A 17,704-nucleotide genomic window follows, 5' to 3' on the forward strand; every position below is an offset into this window, starting at 1 on the left:
CTACTTCGCCGCCCACAGTCCCCGGACGTGTCCCAGATGGCGGGTCATGACCTCGCGTACGGCCTTCTCGTCGCGGGCGGTGAGCGCGTCGAGGAGTTCGAGGTGCTCCTCGGCGGAGGCCAGCAGTCGGCCGGCTTCCATGAGCGCGGTGAGGCCGTACAGCCGGGAGCGCTTGCGGAGGTCGCCGACGACCTCGACGAGGTGGGCGTTGCCGGCGAGGGCGAGCAGGCCGAGGTGGAAGCGGGTGTCGGCCTCGACGTACGCGATGAGGTCGCCGGAGACGGCGGCCTGGACGATCTCCCGGGCGGCCGGGCGCAGCGCCTGGAGGGAGACCTCGTCGGCGGTGCGGGCCAGCTCCACCACCGTGGGGATCTCGATGAGCGCCCGGATGTGGGTGTACTCGTCGAGCTGCTTCTCGGAGACCGCGGTGACCCGGAAGCCCTTGTTGGGGACGGTGTCGACCAGGCCCTCCTTGACCAGGTCCAGCATGGCCTCGCGCACCGGGGTCGCCGAGACGCCGAAGCGGGCGGCGAGCGTCGGCGCCGAGTACACCTCGCCCGGGAGCAGCTCCCCCGCGATCAGCGCGGCCCGCAGGGCATCGGCGACCCGCTCCCGGTAGCTGCTCTTCTTGCCGCCCAGGGTGGGCAGCGCGGGGGCGGCTGCGGTGGACGGGGCGCCGGTGCGCTGGGCGGCCATGCGGTGTCTCCTAGCTGGTGCGATGCCGCGTGCCTGTGCGGAGCACGCCGGGGTGGTGCGAGGTCGCGGGACGCGGGCGCAGGTGCAGGTGCAATGTCACGCGGTACCACCATTATCCTCAGCGCCGGCGGCCGCGCGGCACCCCTCCCCGGAACCGGCGCACGAGCCCGGTCCTACAGCACGAACCCGGCCGGGAACGGATCCGACGGATCGAGCAGGTACTGCGCGGTCCCGGTGACCCACGCGCGGCCGGTGAAGCTGGGCAGGACGGCCGGGCGGCCCGCGACCTCGGTGGTGCCGAGGAGCCGGCCGGTGAAGTGGGTGCCGATGAAGGACTCGTTGACGAACTCGGTGTGCAGCGGGAGTTCGCCGCGCGCGTGCAGCTGGGCCATGCGCGCGCTCGTGCCCGTTCCGCAGGGCGAGCGGTCGAACCAGCCCGGGTGGATCGCCATCGCGTGCCGGGAGCGGCGGGCGGTGGCGCCGGGGGCGAGAAGGTGGACGTGGTGGCAGCCGCGGATGGACGCGTCCTCGGGATGCACGGGCTCCTCCTCGGCGTTGATCGCCGCCATGAGGGACAGGCCCGCCTCGAGGATGTCGTCCTTGCGGGAGCGGTCGAAGGGCAGCCCGAACTGCTCCAGCGGCAGGATGGCGTAGAAGTTGCCGCCGTATGCCAGGTCGTATGTCACCGTGCGCCCGTCGGCCAGGGTGATCTTGCGGTCGAGGGCGACCGAGAAGGACGGCACGTTCTGCAGGGTGACCGCCTTCGCGGCGCCGTCCTCGACCGCGACCTCCGCGACGACCAGGCCCGCCGGGGTGTCGAGCCGGATCGTGGTGACCGGCTCGACGACCTCGACCATGCCGGTCTCCACCAGCACGGTCGCCACGCCGATCGTGCCGTGCCCGCACATCGGCAGATAGCCGGAGACCTCGATGTAGAGCACGCCCCAGTCGCAGTCGGGGCGGGTGGGCGGCTGCAGGATGGTGCCGCTCATCGCGGAGTGGCCGCGCGGCTCGTTCATCAGGAGCTGCTTGATGTCGTCTCGGTGCTCACGGAAGTACAGCCGCCGCTCGTTCATGGTCGCGCCGGGGATGGTCCCGATCCCGCCGGTGATCACGCGGGTGGGCATGCCCTCGGTGTGCGAGTCGACGGCGTGCAGGACGAGTTTGCTGCGCATCGAAACCGGTCTCCCTTGCGGTTACGCGAGCCCTGCGGCGACGGCCTTCTCCGTGGCGGCGCGGATCGCCGCCTCCTGCTCGGGCAGCAGCGGCACCCGCGGTGGACGACAGCGTCCCCCGTGGCGGCCGACGATGTCCATGGAGAGCTTGATCGCCTGCACGAACTCGACCTTGGAATCCCAGCGCAGCAGCGGGTGCAGCTGCGCGTAGAGCCGCTTGGCGGTGTCCAGGTCGCCGCCGACTGCCGCCCGGTACAGCTCCGCGCCGGCCCTCGGCAGCGCGTTCGGGTAGCCGGCGACCCAGCCCTTGGCGCCGGCGATCGCGAGCTCCAGCAGGACGTCGTCGGCGCCGATCAGCAGATCGAGTTCCGGAGCGAGTTCGGCGAGCTGGTAGGCGCGCCGGACGTCGCCGGAGAACTCCTTGACCGCCTGGATGTATCCCTCGCCGTGCAGCTTGGCGAGCAGTTCGGGGACGAGGTCGACCTTGGTGTCGATGGGGTTGTTGTACGCCACGACCGGGATGCCGGCCCCCGCGACCTCCTCGTAGTGGGCGAGGACGGAACGCTCGTCGGCGCGGTACGCGTTCGGCGGCAGCAGCATCACGGACGTACAGCCCGCGTCCCGGGCCTGCTCGGCCCAGCGCCGGGACTCGGCGGAGCCGTAGGCGGCCACACCGGGCATGACCCGCGATCCGCCGATCGCGGCGACGGCCGTATGAACGACCTTGGCCCGCTCTTCGGGGGTGAGCACCTGGTACTCGCCGAGGCTGCCGTTCGGTACGACACCGTCACAGCCGTTCTCGACGAGCCAGGCGCAGTGCTCGGCGTACTTGCCGTGGTCGACGCGGAGGTCGTCGTCGAGCGGGAGGGCGGTGGCGACCAGGACGCCGCGCCAGGGACGGTTCTCGGTGGTGGTCATGGGGATTCCCTCTCAGTGACGTGTGACATGTTATTGGCGGGGCAACGGCAGCCGTGGTTACGGCGGTGGTTCGTCGTCCCCGCTCTCCCCGGCCCGCGCCAGCACGCCGAGCGGTACCGGCCGGGCGAAGGGCCGACGGGCCGGTGCGAGCCGGCACCCGGCGAGCCCGGCGACGGCCGGTCCGCACACCCGGCCCTGGCACCAGCCCATGCCGGCCCGGGTCAGCAGCTTCACGGTCCGCGTGTCTCCGGCGCCCAGCTCGGCCACGGCCGCACGGATCGCACCGCCGGTGACCTCCTCGCAGCGGCAGACGACGGTGTCGTCGGTGATCTGCTCGGCCCAGTGCGCCGGCGGCGTGTACACGGAGTCCAGCGCCGCGAAGAAGACGCGCAGTCGCGTACGGGCCCTGGCGGCGGCCGCCCACTCGGCCGGGTCGGGCCGCGTCCCGCGCAGCCGGGCGGCGGCCGAGCGCCCGGCGATGTGCCCCTCGGCGAGCGAGAGCGCCGCGCCTCCGATGCCGGTCGTCTCCCCCGCGGCCCAGACGCCGGGCACGTCGGTGCGCTGCTCGTCGTCCACGTGCACGCGGAGCCCGTCGAGGCGGCAGCCGAGGGTCTCGGCGAGGTCGGTGTGCGGGAGCATGCCGTGGCCGACGGCGAGGGTGTCGCAGGGGATGCGTCGACCGGTGCCGGGCCTGACCCGCCCGTCGGCGTCGAGCGCGGCGACGGTCACGGCCTGAAGCCGCTCGGTGCCGTGCGCCTCGACGACGGTGTGCCGGTTGAGGAGCCGCACCCGGTGGCGCAGCAACCGGGCCATGTACCGCGCCCCTTCGGCGATCTTGCCGGGCTGGGCCGCCAGCGCGCGGGTGCGCCGTGCCAACGCCTTCGGATCGGCGGACTCGACGAGGGCCGCCACTTCGACTCCGGCCGCGGCGAGACCGGTGGCCACCGGAAGCAGCAGCGGTCCGGTGCCGGCGACGACGGCGGTGCGCCCGGAGGTCGCGAGGCTGCCCTTGAGCATCGCCTGGGCGCCGCCCGCCGTGACGACGCCGGGGAGGGTCCAGCCGGGGAAGGGCAGCACCTTCTCGTATCCACCGGTGGCCAGCAGCACCGCGTCGGCGCGCACCTCGGCCGGTTCCTCCTGCTCGGGGCCGAGCAGGGCGTGCACGGTGAAGTCGCCGCCGGGCCGGCGCTCGACGAACCAGACGTGATGGTCCGTCACATGCCTTACGGCGCCGGCCTTCACGTGGGCTTCGAACCCGTTCCTCAGTCGCTCCCACGTCCGCCACTGGTGATGCAGGGCCTGGGGCCGGTGGGCGCGCAGTGCGCCGGCCGGCTGCCGGTAGAACTGGCCGCCCGCCTCCGCCGCCGAGTCGAGCAGGGTGACCCGCACGCCTCGGGCCGCGGCGGCGACGGCCGCGGCGAGTCCGGCGGGCCCCGCGCCGATCACGGCGAGGTGCGGGGCCGCCGTACGGTCGCGGTCGCGGTCAGTCATCGTGCCCCGTCCCCTCCTGCGTCCGGATCGCGTCGCCGGGGTGCACGGGCACCAGGCAGGCGCGCTGGTTCGGGCGGTCGTTGACGGTGATCAGGCAGTCGAAGCAGACGCCGATGCCGCAGAAGACACCGCGCGGGCGGCCCTCGCCCCGGGTGGTGCGCCAGGAGGTGACCCCGGCCGACCAGAGCGCGGCGGCGACCGTCTGGCCGGGCAGTGCCTCGATCTCGCGGCCGTCCAGGGTGACCGTGAAGGCCGGGCCCGGGTGGGCGTCGGCGAGCTCCAGAGGGGTTCTCATACGGCCTCCTCGGCGAAGCGGTCGGGGCGGAACGGGGTCAGGTCCAGGTCGGGGGTCTTCGCGGTCAGTGCCTGTGCGATCAGGTGGCCGGTGCCGGTGGCGAGCCCGATGCCGGCGCCCTCGTGGCCGCAGGCGTGGTGCAGCCCTGGCACGCGGGGGTCGGGGCCGATGGCGGGCAGGTGGTCCGGCATGTAAGGGCGGAATCCCAGGTACGAGCGCATCGCGCGCACGTCCGCCAGGAACGGGAACAGCCGGGTCGCGCCCGCCGCCAGTGCCCGTACGACGGGCAGGGAGAAGGTCCGGTCGAAGCCGACGCGTTCCCGGCTGGCGCCGATCAGGATCGGGCCCGCCGCCGTGCCCTCGACGACCGGCGAGGTCTGCAGCGCGGCCGAGTCGCTGGCCACGTCGGCCACGTAGTCGGCGGCGTACACCTTGTGGCGGACCCTGCGCGGGAGGGGCTCGGTGACCAGGACGAAGCCCCGGCGCGGGAGGACGGGGAGGTGGACGCCCGCGAGGGCGGCGAGGTCGCCGCCCCAGGTGCCGGCCGCGTTGACGATCGCCGGGGCGTGGATGTCGCCCCGGTCCGTGCGCACCCCGCGCACCGCGCCGTCCGGGGTGCGCAGGAGGTCCGTCACCGTCCGGCCGGTGAGCAGGCGGGCGCCGGAGGCGCGGGCGAGGTGGGCGGCGGCCAGGGCGGGCATGACCTGGCAGTCCTGGGGGTAGTGGACGCCGCCCGGCAGGCCCGGCGCGAGATGGGGTTCGAGGGCGTACAGGGTGTCGCCCGCGACCGGTTCGGCGACGACTCCGGCGGCGCGCTGGGCGTCGGCGAACCGCTCCAGCGCCGTGAGTCCGCCCGGGGACGAGGCCACGACGACGCCGCCCTTCGCCTCGTACTCGATCGCCGCGCCGAACTCCCGCGCCAGCTCGGCCCACAGGCGCCCGGACAGCAGCGCGAGGTCGAGCTCCGGGCCGGGTTCCTTGTCGGAGACGAGGAGGTTGCCCTCGCCGGCGCCGGTCGTGCCGCCGGCCACCGGGCCGCGGTCGACGAGGGTCACGTCGAGGCCCGCCCGGGCCGCGTACAGCGCGCACGCCGCGCCCACCATCCCGGCTCCGACGACCACGACGTCGCAGGTCAGTCGCTCACTCACGTCAGTACTATGTCACACACCACTAGCGGGGGGAATGGTGCGACGTCGAGATGTCGCGGATGCCCTCGGGCAACGGAGATCGCCGGGCCGACGGGGCGCCGTCGACGACCTGAACGCCGACGGTGCCCCGTTCAGTCCTCGGTGGCCGGCACCACGCGCAGATGGGCCGTGCCATGGCGCGGCCCGCGCGTCCGGGGCCGGTCGCGGCGCAGTTCGCGCAGCACCAGCGTCAGCCGGGTGTAGCCCATCTCCCGCAAGGTCGCGGGCGTCTCGTCGACGACCCGGCACTCGGTGGCGCCCCAGCGCGGGTCGGGGTGCAGCAGCGGGCGTACGGCGCCGTCCTGGGCGACGGCGCGCTCGCCGACCGCGCGGATCCAGTGCGGCAGGCCCTGCCGGTAGGCGGCCTCCATGATCGGGTCCTGGGCGATCTCCCGGCGGATGGCCTGCAGCCCGCGGTCATGGCCGTGCCGCTCCACGGCGGCCGCGAACTGGGCGAGCATCGGCAGGCACCAGCTCGACTCGTGCTCGCCGAGGACGGTGCTCGCGTCCGGGTGGAAGAGCACGAATCTGAGGAAGTTGTCGCCGGGCATGGCCGTCGGATGCGGGCCCACGCCGCGGAAAAGTGACGTGAAAGCGGTGTTCGTCAGAACGACGTCCCAGCGGCGGTCGAGCACGACGGACGGGAAGGGCACGGCCTCCACGAGCGCGGCGTAGTCCCGCAGATATGCCTGGGCCTCGGGGCTCTCGGGGACGGGTCGCAGTGCGGATCGCTGTCCACCTGCCTGAAATGCCATCGGGAGGTCACCCCTCTTGCCTATGCGGCCTTCACGCGGCGCCCCGATCCTGCTGCCCTCGCCGGAGCCGTGTCAACTATCGTGGCATTTCGTGCCTGTTGACGGCTGAAATTGGCCACAGTTGTGGCGAGACCTGGATGTGAGTTCGAACTACCCGGTAATCTCCGTCGAGTTCACGGGAAGGGCTTGTGAGAAGCCTGTGAGAGACGTAGGAGATCTGTCGGTGACGGATGGCTTCGAGGGTCCGGGCGCCACGCCGACGGCAGCGCTGCCGGCCGTCGTCGCCCGTGTCACCGCGCTCGCCGACCGGCTCGGCGTGCCGCACGCGGAGGTCTTCCACACCGGCCGCCTGTCCGTCGCCTGTGGCGTCCCGGAACCGGTGGTCAAGGCCCTGCTCGGCGGCCGCCCCGCGGGGGAGCCCGATGTGCAGGCCCGGTTCCTCCAGCGGCTGGACCTGCTGCGCCGCACCCGACTGAAGCCGAACGGCCGCAAGTACACCCAGCAGGAGATCGCCGACGGCGCGGGCATGTCCCGGCAGCAGGCCGGCGCCCTGATCAACGGCGACCGGCGCCCGACGATGGAGCACTGTGACGCCATCCAGCGCTTCTTCCGGGTGCACGCCGGCTTCCTCACGGCCGAGGATCCCGAGGCGCTCGCCGGCGCCCTGCAGCGCACCGAGCAGGACCTGCTCCAGAAGCTCGCGGAGCGTGAGGCGGCCCAGGCCGCCGAGGACCCGCTGGAGAAGCTCCTCCAGGACCACGGTGTGCGCGGCATCGCCTGGCGGGCCGCCCAACTGCCCACCGACCAGCATCGCGACAAGGTCGCGGAGTGGCTGGACATGCTCCTGGAGAGCGTCAAGCGACCCGAGTCGTGATCCGGGGAGAACGGGAGATCTGTGGGCATCGCCAGGGAAATGCGCCGTCTGTGCGGCGAGTTGGTCACGGAGCTGACGCTCCCCGCGCCCGCGGCGCCCGAGAAGCTGTACGGGGCGCTGTGCGACGCGATGAGCAGACGCCGCGGCCGGCCCGTCCACTTCCGTACGGCCGCCTTCCCGCCCGGCACGGCCAGCGGGCTGTGGCTCGACATGACCGACCAGGACCTCGTGGTGATCGAGGAACGCACCGCGCCGGATCACCAGTTGGTGATCCTCGGCCATGAGCTGTGGCACATGAAGGCCGGCCACTGCACCCACAGCATCGAGGGCGCCACGGTGGCGGCCCGGCTCCTGAACGACGACGCCGACCTGCGGTCCACGGTCCTGAAGGTCGCCGCCCGCAGCCGCTTCGACGAGGCCGAGGAGAAGGAGGCCGAGAGCTTCGGCCTGCTCCTGGCCAGCAAGTGCCGCACCTGGCTGGCGTACTCGTCGGTGCGGGGCCGGCGGGATCACCTGGCGGGTCGGATCGAGGCGTCCCTGGGGTATCTGGGGCCACAGGGCTGACCCGGCGGCATACCCCCGCTCGGGTGTCCGACAGCGGTGGTCGGGCCCGATTGTCAGTGGTGCGCGGCAAGCTGGTGGTGCGCCCTCATGTGCGGGGCGTGACGCGATGACGCCGACTTGGGGAGAGCCGACCGATGCCCACTGCCGTACTGACCGATCGTGAGCGCACCGCGGTCCAGGCCTATCTGCGGCTGTTGCACACCGTACGAGCCGCGTTCGACGGTCCGCCCGGGAAGGGCCGACCACCGGTGGTGCCGCCCAGCGTGCTCGCCGAGGCGGAACAGGCGCTGGCGGACGCGGGGCTGGCGGGCAACGAGGAGGAGTTCTTCCGGCTGCTGAAGGGCTGGTGCCCGGCGGAGCCTTAGTGGTCTCCCGGCGCGACGGGGGCTCAGGTGTGCGGCACGCTCACCGCTGACGCCACCAGCCCCCGCTGGACCGTCCACCGGCCCTCGAAGACGTCGATCCGGCGGCCGCCCACCCACGGGCCGGGCACCAGGAGCCGGGCTCGCAGGCCGCCGCTGTGCCGTTCACCGGGGTCGGCGAAGACGTCGATCTCGGCCTCGGTGAAGTCCAGCCACTGTCCGGTGAGGGGGAACCACGCCTTGTAGACGGACTCCTTGGCGCTGAACAGCAGCCGGTCCCAGTGGACGCCGGGGTGCTCGGCGGCCAGTCGGCGCAGCCGGTCCGTCTCGGCGGGCAGGGCGACGGCGGGCAGCACGCCCTCCGGGAGCGTCTGGTGGGGTTCGGCGTCGATGCCGAGGGAGGCCAGCTCGGCGGCGCGGACCAGCGCGGCGGCGGCGTAGTCGTCGCAGTGGGTCATGCTGCCGACCAGTCCGGCCGGCCAGCCGGGGGCGCCGCGCTCGCCGGGCACGATCGGCTGCGGCGGCACGCCGAGCTTCTCCATGGCGCGGCGCGCGCAGAGGCGTACGACGGCGAACTCCCGGCGGCGCTTGTCGACCGCCCGGGCGACGACCGCCTCCTCCTCGGGGTACAGCGACGCGGTCGCGGCCTCGTCGTCGTGGCCGTACGCCTCGACGGTGACCACCGGCTCCGGCAGCAGTTCCTCGATCAACGCGCCCCGTCCTCCCTGGGCAGAATCCGGCGCAGCCGGCCCGGCGGGTCCGGTCGCTTGCGCCACTCGCGGGGGTACCCCACGGAGACCTCCTCGAAGCGGACGCCCTGGTGCCAGGTGGTCCGCGGGATGTGGAGGTGTCCGTAGACCATGGTCTCGACCCGGAATCTGCGATGCCAGTCCGCGGTCAGGCGGGTGCCGCACCACATGGCGAACTCGGGGTACCAGAGCACGTCCATCGGGTGCCGGTCCAGCGGGTAGTGGTTGACGAGGACGGTGGGCAGGTCCTCGGGCAGGGCGGCGAGCCGGCGCTCGGTCTCGGCGACCCGGGCCTCGCACCATGCCTCGCGGGACGGGTACGGGTCGGGGTGCAGCAGGTACTCGTCGTTGCACACGATGCCGGTCCCGTGCGCGTACTCCAGTCCTTCCTCCTTGGTGGTGCAGCCGGAGGGCAGGAAGGAGTAGTCGTACAGCAGGAACAGCGGCGCCACCGCGACCGGGCCGCCGGGGCCGTCCCAGACGGGGTAGGGGTCCTCGGGCGTGGTCACGCCGAGTTCCCGGCACAGGTCGACCAGGTGTTCGTAGCGCTCGACGCCGCGCAGGGTGATCGAGTCCTTGGGGTGGGTCCACAGCTCGTGGTTGCCGGGTGCCCAGACGACCTTGCGGAAGCGGCCGGCGAGTGTCTTGAGGGCCCAGCGGATGTCGGCGACGGTCTCGGCCACGTCGCCGGCGACGAGCAGCCAGTCGTCGTCGGACCCGGGGCGCATCCGCTCGACGAGGGCGCGGTTCTCCTCGTAGCCGATGTGCAGGTCGCTGATGGCCAGCAGCTGTCCGGCACCGCCGGCCGTCGACGTCACCCCGCGCCCCTTTCGATCACCCTGAACGATCACACGAATGAAACCACGAGAACACACGGCGCATGGCCGGTACAAGGCCGGATCGCGTCGTCGCCGGGCCGGGGGAAGAGACGGTCAGGAAGGATCCGCAATTCCGTAACACGTACGTTGCACGGGTTGCCCCTTCAAACCCGTATGATCGCCCCAACACCACTGCTCTGAACGTCCCCCTCGCAAGGGGCGATTTGGTGTCCCTCCAACCACCCTGCCCGGGCACGGGCCTGCTTCGCCCTGCCCGCGAACCCCGAAAGGACGGCCCTGCATGGTCTCTCGCGTACGCGTCTGGCTCAACCGCACGTACGCGGAGAACGTGTTCTTCATGGATCAGCTGCGACGAAATCCCAGCGATCGGGCCGTAGAGATCCATGCCACGCACGGGGACGCCGACTCGCCCGTGCTGGCCGCCGCCGACACCGCCGACATGGAGCCGGAGGGCCTGTCCCCGGCCGGGTACGTGGAGTACGCCCTCGCCCAGTGCCGGCGCCGCGGCATCGATGTGTTCGTGCCCCGGCTGCACCAGTCGGCGATCGTGGCGCACCGGGCGGAGTTCGAGGCGATCGGCACGGCGCTGCTCGCGCCGCCGCCGCAGGCCGTGGCGGTGTTCCAGGACAAGGTGATCGCCTACGAGGCCGTGCAGGCGATCGGGGTGCCGGTGCCGCCGTGGTGGCGGGTGCGCAACGCCGATGAACTGGTCGCGGCGGTCGAGGAGTTGGAGGCCGCGGGACACAAGGCCTGCTTCAAGCCGGCGTCCGGTGCGGGCGGGGTGGGCTTCCGCGTCATCACACGCGCCCCCTTCTCGCTTCTGCACCTCAGCGGGTTCCCGACGCCGTATGTGCAGCTGGATCTGGTGCTGGACGCGCTGCGGCGCACCGACGAGCCGGTGGACTGGCTGGTGATGCCTCGGCTGGAGCAGCCGGAGGTGTCGGTGGACTGTCTCACCGGGCCGGACAACCGGGTGCGGCTGGCCATCGGCCGGATCAAGAACGGCCGCCGACGCGGGTTCACTCTGCAGGAGCAGTGGCTGAAGCCGGCGCGGCTGATCGCCGAGGGGTTCGGGCTGCACTACCTGTCGAACATCCAGTTCCGGATGTTCGGGGACACGCCGGTGCTGATGGATGTCAACACGCGGCCGGCGGGCGGGTTGCACCAGCTGTCGCTGTGCGGGGTCAACGTGCCGTGGCTGGCTGTGCAGTTGGCGCTCGGCGAGGACCAGGGCGAGGTGGTTCCGCCCTTCCTCGGCCAGGACTACACGGTGGTCTCGGGTCCGCGGCAGCTCAGGCCGGTGTCCATTCCGCAGCAGCGGGCCGAGGAGACGGAGCCGCTGCTGCCGGTGGTTCCGGCGCCCGCACCGGCCGAGTCGGTCGAGAGCGGGACGGCCCAGGCACTGCCGCTCTGACGCACCTCCGGCAGGACCAATCCCGGCGTCAACGCTTGACAGCGGGATTGGTCCATACCAACTTGGTCTGCGCACCTCTCATGCACCTGTGCACTCCCGAACACCCCACTTTTCCCAGGGAGATCACGTGCGCAACCCACCTCTCAGACGCCTCAGACGTCGACTTCTCGCCCTGCTCGGCTCCGCCGCTCTGGCCGTCACCGGAGCCGTCGCCCTCCCCGGTACCGCCCACGCGGCCAACGTCCTCGCCAACCCCGGCTTCGAGTCGGGCGCCCTCTCCCCCTGGTCCTGCTCCGGCAGTCTCGGCTCGGTGGTCTCCTCCCCCGTGCGCACCGGATCCAAGGCCCTCGCGGGCGCGGTCGGTTCGAGTGACATCGCCAAGTGCAGCCAGACCGTCTCCGTCCAGCCGAACACGTCGTACGCCCTCAGCGGCTGGGTGCGCGGCTCCTACGTCTACCTCGGTGTGGACGGCGGTGCCTCGACCTGGACCTCGTCCCCCTCGGCGTACAGCCGGCTGTCCCTGTCCTTCACGACCGGTGCCTCCCAGACCCGTGCCACCGTCTACGTCCACGGCTGGTACGCCCAGGGCACCTACCACGCCGACGACATCAGTCTCGACGGTCCCGGTGGCGGCGGCCCGGACAACCAGGCGCCCAGTGCTCCGGGCAGCCTGCGGTCCACCGCGAAGACCTCGTCCAGCGTGTCACTGGCGTGGAACGCCTCGTCGGACAACGTGGGGGTCACCGCGTACGACGTCTACAGCGGGTCGAACCGGGTGCTCACCGTCTCCGGTACGAGCGCCACGGTCGGCGGGCTCGCGGCGAGCACCCCGTACACCTTCACGGTGAGGGCGCGGGACGCGGCCGGGAACACCTCGCCCGCCTCCAACGCCGTCACCGTCACGACGGATACGGGCGGCGGTGGCGGCACCGGCTTCAAGCAGGCGGCGCCGTATCTCTACCTGCGCTGGGGCGATCCGCCGAGCGCGACCTCGGTGATGAGCGCGACCGGCGTCAAGTGGTACACCATGGCGTTCATCCTGTCCTCCGGGGGCTGCAACCCGGCCTGGGACGGACAGCGCCCGCTCACCGGCGGGAACGACCAGAGCGTCATCGACTCCATCCGTTCCGCGGGCGGTGACATCGTCCCCTCGATCGGTGGCTGGAGCGGTAACAAGCTCGGGCCGAACTGTTCGAGCGCCGAGGCGCTGGCGGGGGCGTATCAGAAGGTCATCGACGCCTACGGGCTGAAGGCGATCGACGTCGACATCGAGAACACGGACGAATTCGAGAACGCGACCGTGCAGGACCGGATCCTGGGCGCCCTGAAGATCGTCAAGGCGAACAATCCGGGGCTGCGGACCGTCCTCACCTTCGGCACCTCGACGACCGGGCCGACGTACTGGGGCAACCGGCTCATCGAGCAGGCCAAGGCGCTGAACGCCGGCATCGACGTGTTCACGATCATGCCGTTCGACTTCGGCGGCGGCGCCGACATGTACGGCAACACCGTGAACGCGACGGAGGGGCTGAAGAACAAGCTGAAGTCCACCTTCGGGTGGGACGACGCGACCGCCTACGCCCACATCGGCATCTCCGGCATGAACGGCCTGTCCGACCAGCAGGAGCTCACCTCGCCCGCGACCTGGACGCGGATCCGCGACTGGGCGAACTCCCACCACATCGCCCGGCTCGCCTTCTGGTCGGTCAACCGCGACCGGCCCTGCCCGGGCGGCGGTGTGACGAGCAACTGCTCCGGAATCAGCCAGAGCGACTGGCAGTTCACGTCCATCACGGCCGGGTTCACCGGCTGAGGCCAGGTTCACCCTCGCCGGGAGAGATTCCCCGAAGAATTTTTCCCGGGAGGGTGTATCAGGGCGCCGAACGCGCGCTCATACGAGTGAAGGGCAACGGGGGAAGCACGGGGGAACGCACCACCACGGGGGAAGCACGGGGGATTTCGGGTCGGCCGACCGCCGTCACGGGGCGGCGGCCGACCGGCCCGAAACAATCAGGCCCCGGGGTCAGAAGCGGCCCGAGCCTCGGTAGAGCTCCAGCTCACCGTCCAGTTCGAGCGCGAGAACGGTCGCGTACGGGTCGAGGTCGGCCGCGGCCGGCGGGTCGATCCACAGCACGCCGACCGCCTCGTGCAGTCCGCCCACCACCCGATGGCCCAGTTCCGTCCCCTTACCGAGCACGGTGACCCGCCGGACCGCCGTCGCCAGGCCCCGGACGCCGATCTCGGCGCGCGGGACGTCGAACAGGGTGAGATACAGGGTGCGGCGGTCCGCGGAGAGGGTGCTCGGCCCGTAGTGGTGCCCGGCGGGCAGCCCGCGCACCGTCCCGTACACCGCCTCCGCGTGCCCCCGGATCCACTCCCCCAGGCCCTCCAGGCGCTCGACCTGTGGCTGCGGGATGGTGCCGTCCTCCATCGGGCCGACGTCGAGCAGCAGGTTGCCGCCCCCACCGATGGTCTCGGTGAAGTGGCGGATGAGCTGGGCGAGGGACTTGTGGTTCTGGTCGTGGTGCTGGTACCCCCACGAGTCGTTGATCGTCAGGCACAGCTCCCACGGCCCGTCCGGAGGCACGATGGGCGCGCCCTGTTCGGGGGTGGCGTAGTCGCCCTCGCCGAGCATGCGCGCGTTGAAGACGACATGCGGCACGTACGACCGGATGAGCGCGGCGAGTTCGGGGATGCGCCACTGCTCCTCGCTGCGGTCCCACTCGCCGTCGAACCACATCAGGTCCGGCCGGTAGCGGGAGGCCAGTTCGCGGATCTGGCCGTCCCGGTAGGCGATGAACCGCTCCCAGGCCGCCAGGTCCTTGTCCTCGGCGGCCACCTCGGAGTAGGGGTTGTCCTCCAACTCCGGCGGGCGACCCGGCTTGCGCGTGGAGGCGTAGTCGGGGTGGTTCCAGTCGGAGTGCGAGTAGTAGAAGCCGACCTTCAGGTCCTTCTCGCGCAGGGCGTCGGCGTACGGGCCGAGGTAGTCCTTGCCGAGGTTGAGGTCGCCGTACTCCGTGTCCCACAGCGCCACGCCGTCGTGGTGACGGCTCGTCAGCACGGCGTACTTCGCGCCCGCGCGGGCGAACAGGTCCGCCCAGGCCCGAGGGTCGTAGCGGGCGCCGGTGAAGCGGTCGAGCTGGGACATGTACCGGTCGTGCGGGACGATGCCGTCGTAGAACGACCAGGACTCCTGGACGCCGTCGACGGCGTAGATGCCCCAGTGCACGAAGATCCCCAACTTGGCGTCGGTGAACCAGGGTTGCATGGGCATCAGTTGGCTCCCGCGCGCCGCAGGCGGAGGGTCAGCACCTGGAAGGGGCGCAGCGAGACCGCGACCCCGCCGTCCACCTCCGCCTCCTGGAGCGGGCGCTCCAGGAGGTCGGTGATCTGGGCGCCGGCCAGCGGGAACCCGGTGCGCACCACGCCCTGGGCCCGGCCGCCCCGCGACTCGTAGAGCCGCACGACGACGTCGCCGGACTCGTCGTCGGCCAGCTTGACCGCCTCGACGGTCACCCCGTCGCCGTCCACGGAGACGACCGGCTCGGGCGCGCCCGCGGCGTCCGCCACCCGCAGCGGCAGATTGAGGGCGTAGCCCTCGGCGACGGCGTCCTCGATGCTCGCACCGGGGAGCAGGGAGTAGGTGAAGCGGTGCATGCCCTGGTCGGCCTCGGGGTCGGGGACGCGCGGGGCGCGGACCAGGCTGAGGCTGACCCGGGTGGTCGTACCGCCGTCGTCGCGGACCGTGCGGGTCACGTCGTGGCCGTACGTGGAGTCGTTGATGACGGCGACGCCGTAGCCGGGCTCGGCGATGTGCACCCAGCGGTGTCCGGAGACCTCGAAGCGGGCCGCCTCCCAGCTGGTGTTGGTGTGGGTGGGGCGCTGGATGTGGCCGAACTGGATCTCGGCGGAGGAGTGCGGGGCGCGGATGTCCACCGGGAAACCGGCCTTGAGGATCTTCTCGGCCTCGTGCCAGTCGATCTCGGTCTCGAAGTCGACGCGGGGGCTGCCGGCGCGCAGGGTGATCGTCTGAGTGAGGCGCGATCCCTTGCCGAAGGCGCGCTCGACCCTGATCGCCCCGGCCAGCGGGTCCTGTTCCACGACGGTCACCGCGTCCGCGTCCAGCAGGTCCGTGTACCGGTTCCTGTAGTGCTTGTCGATGTCCCAGGCGTCCCAGTAGTTGGGCAGGTCGGTGTGGAGGCGGAGCAGGTTGCCCTGGTCGGCGAGGACTTCGCGGTTGGCCCGGAGGTCGTAGACGGAGGACAGGGTGCCGTCCTCGGCGACCTCGACGCGGACCAGGCCGTTGTCGAGGACGCGGCCGGTCACCGTCACCGGCCGCGGGGGCTCGGTGGCGGTTTCGAGGGGCGCGCTGCCGTTCGCCGGCACCCGCACGTGCACCGGTGCGCCGTCGGCCGTACGGACCACCTCGGCGCGCTCGAACGGGCTGGTGTTGAAGACCCGTGCCCCGCCGCCGCCCAGCGCCGCGACCGCCTCGGCCGTCAGCGCCTCCAACTCCTTTGCCACACGGGCGTATTCGGCCTCCGCCTCCCGGTGCACCCAGGCGATGGACGAGCCCGGCAGGATGTCGTGGAACTGGTGCAGCAGGACCGTCTTCCACAGGCGGTCCAGCTTCTCGTACGGGTAGGAGTAGCCCGGCGCGTGCAGCGCGGCGGTCGTCGCCCACAGCTCGGCCTCGCGCAGCTTGTGTTCGCTGCGCCGGTTGCCCTGCTTGGTGCGGGCCTGGGAGGTGTAGGTGGCGCGGTGCAGCTCCAGGTAGAGCTCGCCGTTCCAGACCGGGGCGTCCTCGTACTCCGCGCGGGCCTTGGCGAAGAACTCGTCGGGGTGTTCGACGACGACCTTGGGCGAACCCTCCAGGTCGGCGAGCCGGCGCGCCCGCTCCATGATCTCGCGGGTGGGGCCGCCACCGCCGTCGCCCCAGCCGAAGGGTGCCAGGGAGCGCGTGCCGCCGCCCTTCTCCGAGTAGTTGCGGACGGCGCGGTCCATCTCCGCGCCGCTGAAGCGGGCGTTGTAGGTGTCGACCGGCGGGAAGTGGGTGAAGATGCGGGTGCCGTCGATGCCCTCCCACCAGAAGGTGTGGTGGGGGAACTTGTTGGTCTGGTTCCAGGAGATCTTCTGGGTCAGGAACCACTCGTTGCCGGCGAGCTTGGCGAGTTGCGGGTAGGCGGCCGTGTAGCCGAAGGAGTCCGGCAGCCAGACGCCCTTGGTCTCGACGCCGAAGTGCTCGATGAAGAACCGCTTGCCGTGCACGAGCTGGCGGGCGATGGCCTCGCCGCCGGGCAGGTTGCCGTCGGCCTCGACCCACATGCCGCCGACCGGCGCCCACTGGCCCTTCTTCACCGAGTCCTGGATCCGGGCCCACACGTGGGGGTAGTTGTCGCGCACCCACTCGTACTGCTGGGCCTGCGAGCAGGCGAAGATGAAGTCCTCGTACTCGTCGGCCAGGGCCGTGACGTTGGAGAAGGTGCGGGACGTCTTGCGCTTGGTCTCGCGGATGGGCCACAGCCACGCGGAGTCGATGTGGGCGTGGCCGACGCCGGAGATCGTGTGCGCGCTGGCGTGCGCGGGGCGGGCCAGGACGGGGGCGAGCGCCTCGCGGACGGCCGTGGCGCTGCCGGCGACGTCGTCCAGGTCGAGGACGTCCATGGCCCGGTCGAGGGCGTGCATGATCTCGTGGCGGCGGGGCTCGTGCTCGCCGAGGTGGACCATGAGTTCGCGCAGCACCTGGAGGTCGAGGTCGAGGTGGAAGACCTCCTCGTCCAGGACGGCGATGTCGGCGCGCCTGAAGGTGTAGAGGGGCTTGTCGCCCGCGGTCAGGACGTCGCCGAGCGGGGTCGGTGCCGCGAAGTCGTTGGCCAGGATGTCGGGGTTGGAGGCGGCCTCGACCAGGTAGTCGATCTCCTCGCCGCCGGAGACGGGGTTGCCGATCGGCACGTACTGGTTGAGCGGGTTGACGGCCTTCAGGGGGCGGCCGTCGGCCAGGTGGACCAGGGCCTCGGCCTGGTTGCCGGGCCAGTCCCCCACGAAGCCGAGGTCGATGACCGCCTCGACCCGCCGCCCGGCCCACTCGGCGGGCACCCGGCCGCGCATCCGGAACCAGGTGGTGCCCCAGGGCGGGCCCCACGGGGTGTCCATCGCGAAGGGCGTGTACCGGGCGGCCGCGGCTTCCTCGAACGAGACCGGCTCGCCCGGCGCCTGCCAGGCCTCGACCTCGAAGGGGACGGTGGCCGCGTAGATCGCGGGCTTGATGCGCTGGTTGTGGACGCGCTCGACGCGTTCCTCGATCCGGCGGCGTTCGTCGTGCATCAGGGTCTCCAGGGGGAGAGAACGGAGAGGGAAGCGAGGTGGGTGAAAGCGCTTTCCGGGC

General features: G+C 71.9%; 16 protein-coding genes. 5 read left to right on the forward strand and 11 right to left on the reverse strand.

Going from position 1 to position 17,704, the window contains the following annotated elements:
* The 7 genes from IM697_RS29115 to IM697_RS29145 all read right to left on the reverse strand — a co-directional run bounded on the left by IM697_RS29115 (position 1) and on the right by IM697_RS29145 (position 6,517).
* Positions 1-696 carry a GntR family transcriptional regulator gene (locus tag IM697_RS29115; RefSeq protein WP_194039061.1) on the reverse strand — a complete coding sequence of 232 codons (696 nt, stop codon included), beginning with the start codon at positions 694-696 and terminating at the stop codon, positions 1-3.
* Positions 697-869: 173 nt separating this feature from the next.
* On the reverse strand, positions 870-1,871 hold the full coding sequence (locus IM697_RS29120; protein WP_194039062.1) for a proline racemase family protein: 1,002 nt from the start codon (positions 1,869-1,871) through the stop codon (positions 870-872).
* A gap of 21 nt (positions 1,872-1,892) precedes the next feature.
* Positions 1,893-2,789, reverse strand: coding sequence for a dihydrodipicolinate synthase family protein (locus IM697_RS29125; protein ID WP_194039063.1), 897 nt, complete (start codon positions 2,787-2,789; stop codon positions 1,893-1,895).
* 57 nt (positions 2,790-2,846) lie between these two features.
* A complete protein-coding gene (locus tag IM697_RS29130; protein ID WP_194039064.1) occupies positions 2,847-4,280 on the reverse strand; it encodes an FAD/NAD(P)-dependent oxidoreductase in 1,434 nt (477 codons plus the stop codon).
* Complete coding sequence (locus IM697_RS29135) at positions 4,273-4,575, reverse strand: (2Fe-2S)-binding protein (RefSeq protein WP_194039065.1); 303 nt, start codon at positions 4,573-4,575, stop codon at positions 4,273-4,275. The genes IM697_RS29130 and IM697_RS29135 overlap by 8 nt, the downstream gene beginning before the upstream one ends.
* Positions 4,572-5,723: an NAD(P)/FAD-dependent oxidoreductase gene (locus IM697_RS29140; RefSeq protein WP_194039066.1), complete on the reverse strand. Its 1,152-nt coding sequence runs from the start codon at positions 5,721-5,723 to the stop codon at positions 4,572-4,574. Before IM697_RS29140 ends, IM697_RS29135 begins: the two co-directional genes overlap by 4 nt.
* Positions 5,724-5,854: 131 nt before the next feature.
* On the reverse strand, positions 5,855-6,517 hold the full coding sequence (locus tag IM697_RS29145; protein ID WP_194039067.1) for an MmyB family transcriptional regulator: 663 nt from the start codon (positions 6,515-6,517) through the stop codon (positions 5,855-5,857).
* 223 nt (positions 6,518-6,740) lie between these two features.
* On the opposite strand from IM697_RS29145, the gene IM697_RS29150 reads away from it, so the two are divergent.
* From IM697_RS29150 to IM697_RS29160, 3 genes are all read left to right on the forward strand, one after another.
* Positions 6,741-7,391, forward strand: a complete 651-nt coding sequence (locus IM697_RS29150; RefSeq protein ID WP_194039068.1) for a helix-turn-helix domain-containing protein — start codon at positions 6,741-6,743, stop codon at positions 7,389-7,391.
* A 39-nt stretch (positions 7,392-7,430) separates the two neighbouring features.
* Positions 7,431-7,955, forward strand: coding sequence for a toxin-antitoxin system, toxin component (locus tag IM697_RS29155; protein ID WP_194039069.1), 525 nt, complete (start codon positions 7,431-7,433; stop codon positions 7,953-7,955).
* Positions 7,956-8,089: 134 nt separating this feature from the next.
* Positions 8,090-8,320, forward strand: coding sequence for a hypothetical protein (locus tag IM697_RS29160; RefSeq protein ID WP_194039070.1), 231 nt, complete (start codon positions 8,090-8,092; stop codon positions 8,318-8,320).
* A 23-nt stretch (positions 8,321-8,343) separates the two neighbouring features.
* Here IM697_RS29160 and IM697_RS29165 read toward each other — a convergent pair whose 3' ends face one another.
* Complete coding sequence (locus IM697_RS29165; protein ID WP_194039071.1) at positions 8,344-9,027, reverse strand: 4'-phosphopantetheinyl transferase family protein; 684 nt, start codon at positions 9,025-9,027, stop codon at positions 8,344-8,346.
* Complete coding sequence (locus IM697_RS29170) at positions 9,024-9,884, reverse strand: metallophosphoesterase family protein (RefSeq protein WP_194039072.1); 861 nt, start codon at positions 9,882-9,884, stop codon at positions 9,024-9,026. The genes IM697_RS29165 and IM697_RS29170 overlap by 4 nt, the downstream gene beginning before the upstream one ends.
* A 301-nt stretch (positions 9,885-10,185) precedes the next feature.
* Between IM697_RS29170 and IM697_RS29175 the strand changes: the two genes are divergently transcribed.
* Positions 10,186-11,319, forward strand: a complete 1,134-nt coding sequence (locus tag IM697_RS29175) for an ATP-grasp domain-containing protein (RefSeq protein ID WP_194039073.1) — start codon at positions 10,186-10,188, stop codon at positions 11,317-11,319.
* A 127-nt stretch (positions 11,320-11,446) separates the two neighbouring features.
* Positions 11,447-13,132 carry a carbohydrate binding domain-containing protein gene (locus IM697_RS29180; RefSeq protein ID WP_194039074.1) on the forward strand — a complete coding sequence of 562 codons (1,686 nt, stop codon included), beginning with the start codon at positions 11,447-11,449 and terminating at the stop codon, positions 13,130-13,132.
* 210 nt (positions 13,133-13,342) lie between these two features.
* On the opposite strand, the gene IM697_RS29185 is transcribed toward IM697_RS29180, so the two are convergent.
* Both IM697_RS29185 and IM697_RS29190 read right to left on the reverse strand, forming a co-directional pair.
* Positions 13,343-14,593: an alpha-L-fucosidase gene (locus tag IM697_RS29185; protein ID WP_194039075.1), complete on the reverse strand. Its 1,251-nt coding sequence runs from the start codon at positions 14,591-14,593 to the stop codon at positions 13,343-13,345.
* Entirely contained in the window at positions 14,593-17,643 is a 3,051-nt protein-coding gene (locus IM697_RS29190) for an alpha-mannosidase (RefSeq protein WP_194039076.1), read from the reverse strand. The genes IM697_RS29185 and IM697_RS29190 overlap by 1 nt, the downstream gene beginning before the upstream one ends.
* Positions 17,644-17,704: the final 61 nt, after the last annotated feature.

The organism is Streptomyces ferrugineus, from assembly GCF_015160855.1.
Classification (GTDB): domain Bacteria; phylum Actinomycetota; class Actinomycetes; order Streptomycetales; family Streptomycetaceae; genus Streptomyces; species Streptomyces ferrugineus.

Excerpts from the sequence above, each read along its gene's own strand:
- IM697_RS29120 (WP_194039062.1), bottom strand. The coding sequence starts at position 1,871 with ATGCGCAGCAAACTCGTCCTGCACGCCGTCGACTCGCACACCGAGGGC.
- IM697_RS29115 (WP_194039061.1), bottom strand. The coding sequence starts at position 696 with ATGGCCGCCCAGCGCACCGGCGCCCCGTCCACCGCAGCCGCCCCCGCG.
- IM697_RS29155 (WP_194039069.1), top strand. The coding sequence starts at position 7,431 with ATGCGCCGTCTGTGCGGCGAGTTGGTCACGGAGCTGACGCTCCCCGCG.
- IM697_RS29130 (WP_194039064.1), bottom strand. The coding sequence starts at position 4,280 with ATGACTGACCGCGACCGCGACCGTACGGCGGCCCCGCACCTCGCCGTG.
- IM697_RS29175 (WP_194039073.1), top strand. The coding sequence starts at position 10,186 with ATGGTCTCTCGCGTACGCGTCTGGCTCAACCGCACGTACGCGGAGAAC.
- IM697_RS29190 (WP_194039076.1), bottom strand. The coding sequence starts at position 17,643 with ATGCACGACGAACGCCGCCGGATCGAGGAACGCGTCGAGCGCGTCCAC.
- IM697_RS29125 (WP_194039063.1), bottom strand. The coding sequence starts at position 2,789 with ATGACCACCACCGAGAACCGTCCCTGGCGCGGCGTCCTGGTCGCCACC.
- IM697_RS29135 (WP_194039065.1), bottom strand. The coding sequence starts at position 4,575 with ATGAGAACCCCTCTGGAGCTCGCCGACGCCCACCCGGGCCCGGCCTTC.
- IM697_RS29145 (WP_194039067.1), bottom strand. The coding sequence starts at position 6,517 with ATGGCATTTCAGGCAGGTGGACAGCGATCCGCACTGCGACCCGTCCCC.
- IM697_RS29185 (WP_194039075.1), bottom strand. The coding sequence starts at position 14,593 with ATGCCCATGCAACCCTGGTTCACCGACGCCAAGTTGGGGATCTTCGTG.
- IM697_RS29160 (WP_194039070.1), top strand. The coding sequence starts at position 8,090 with ATGCCCACTGCCGTACTGACCGATCGTGAGCGCACCGCGGTCCAGGCC.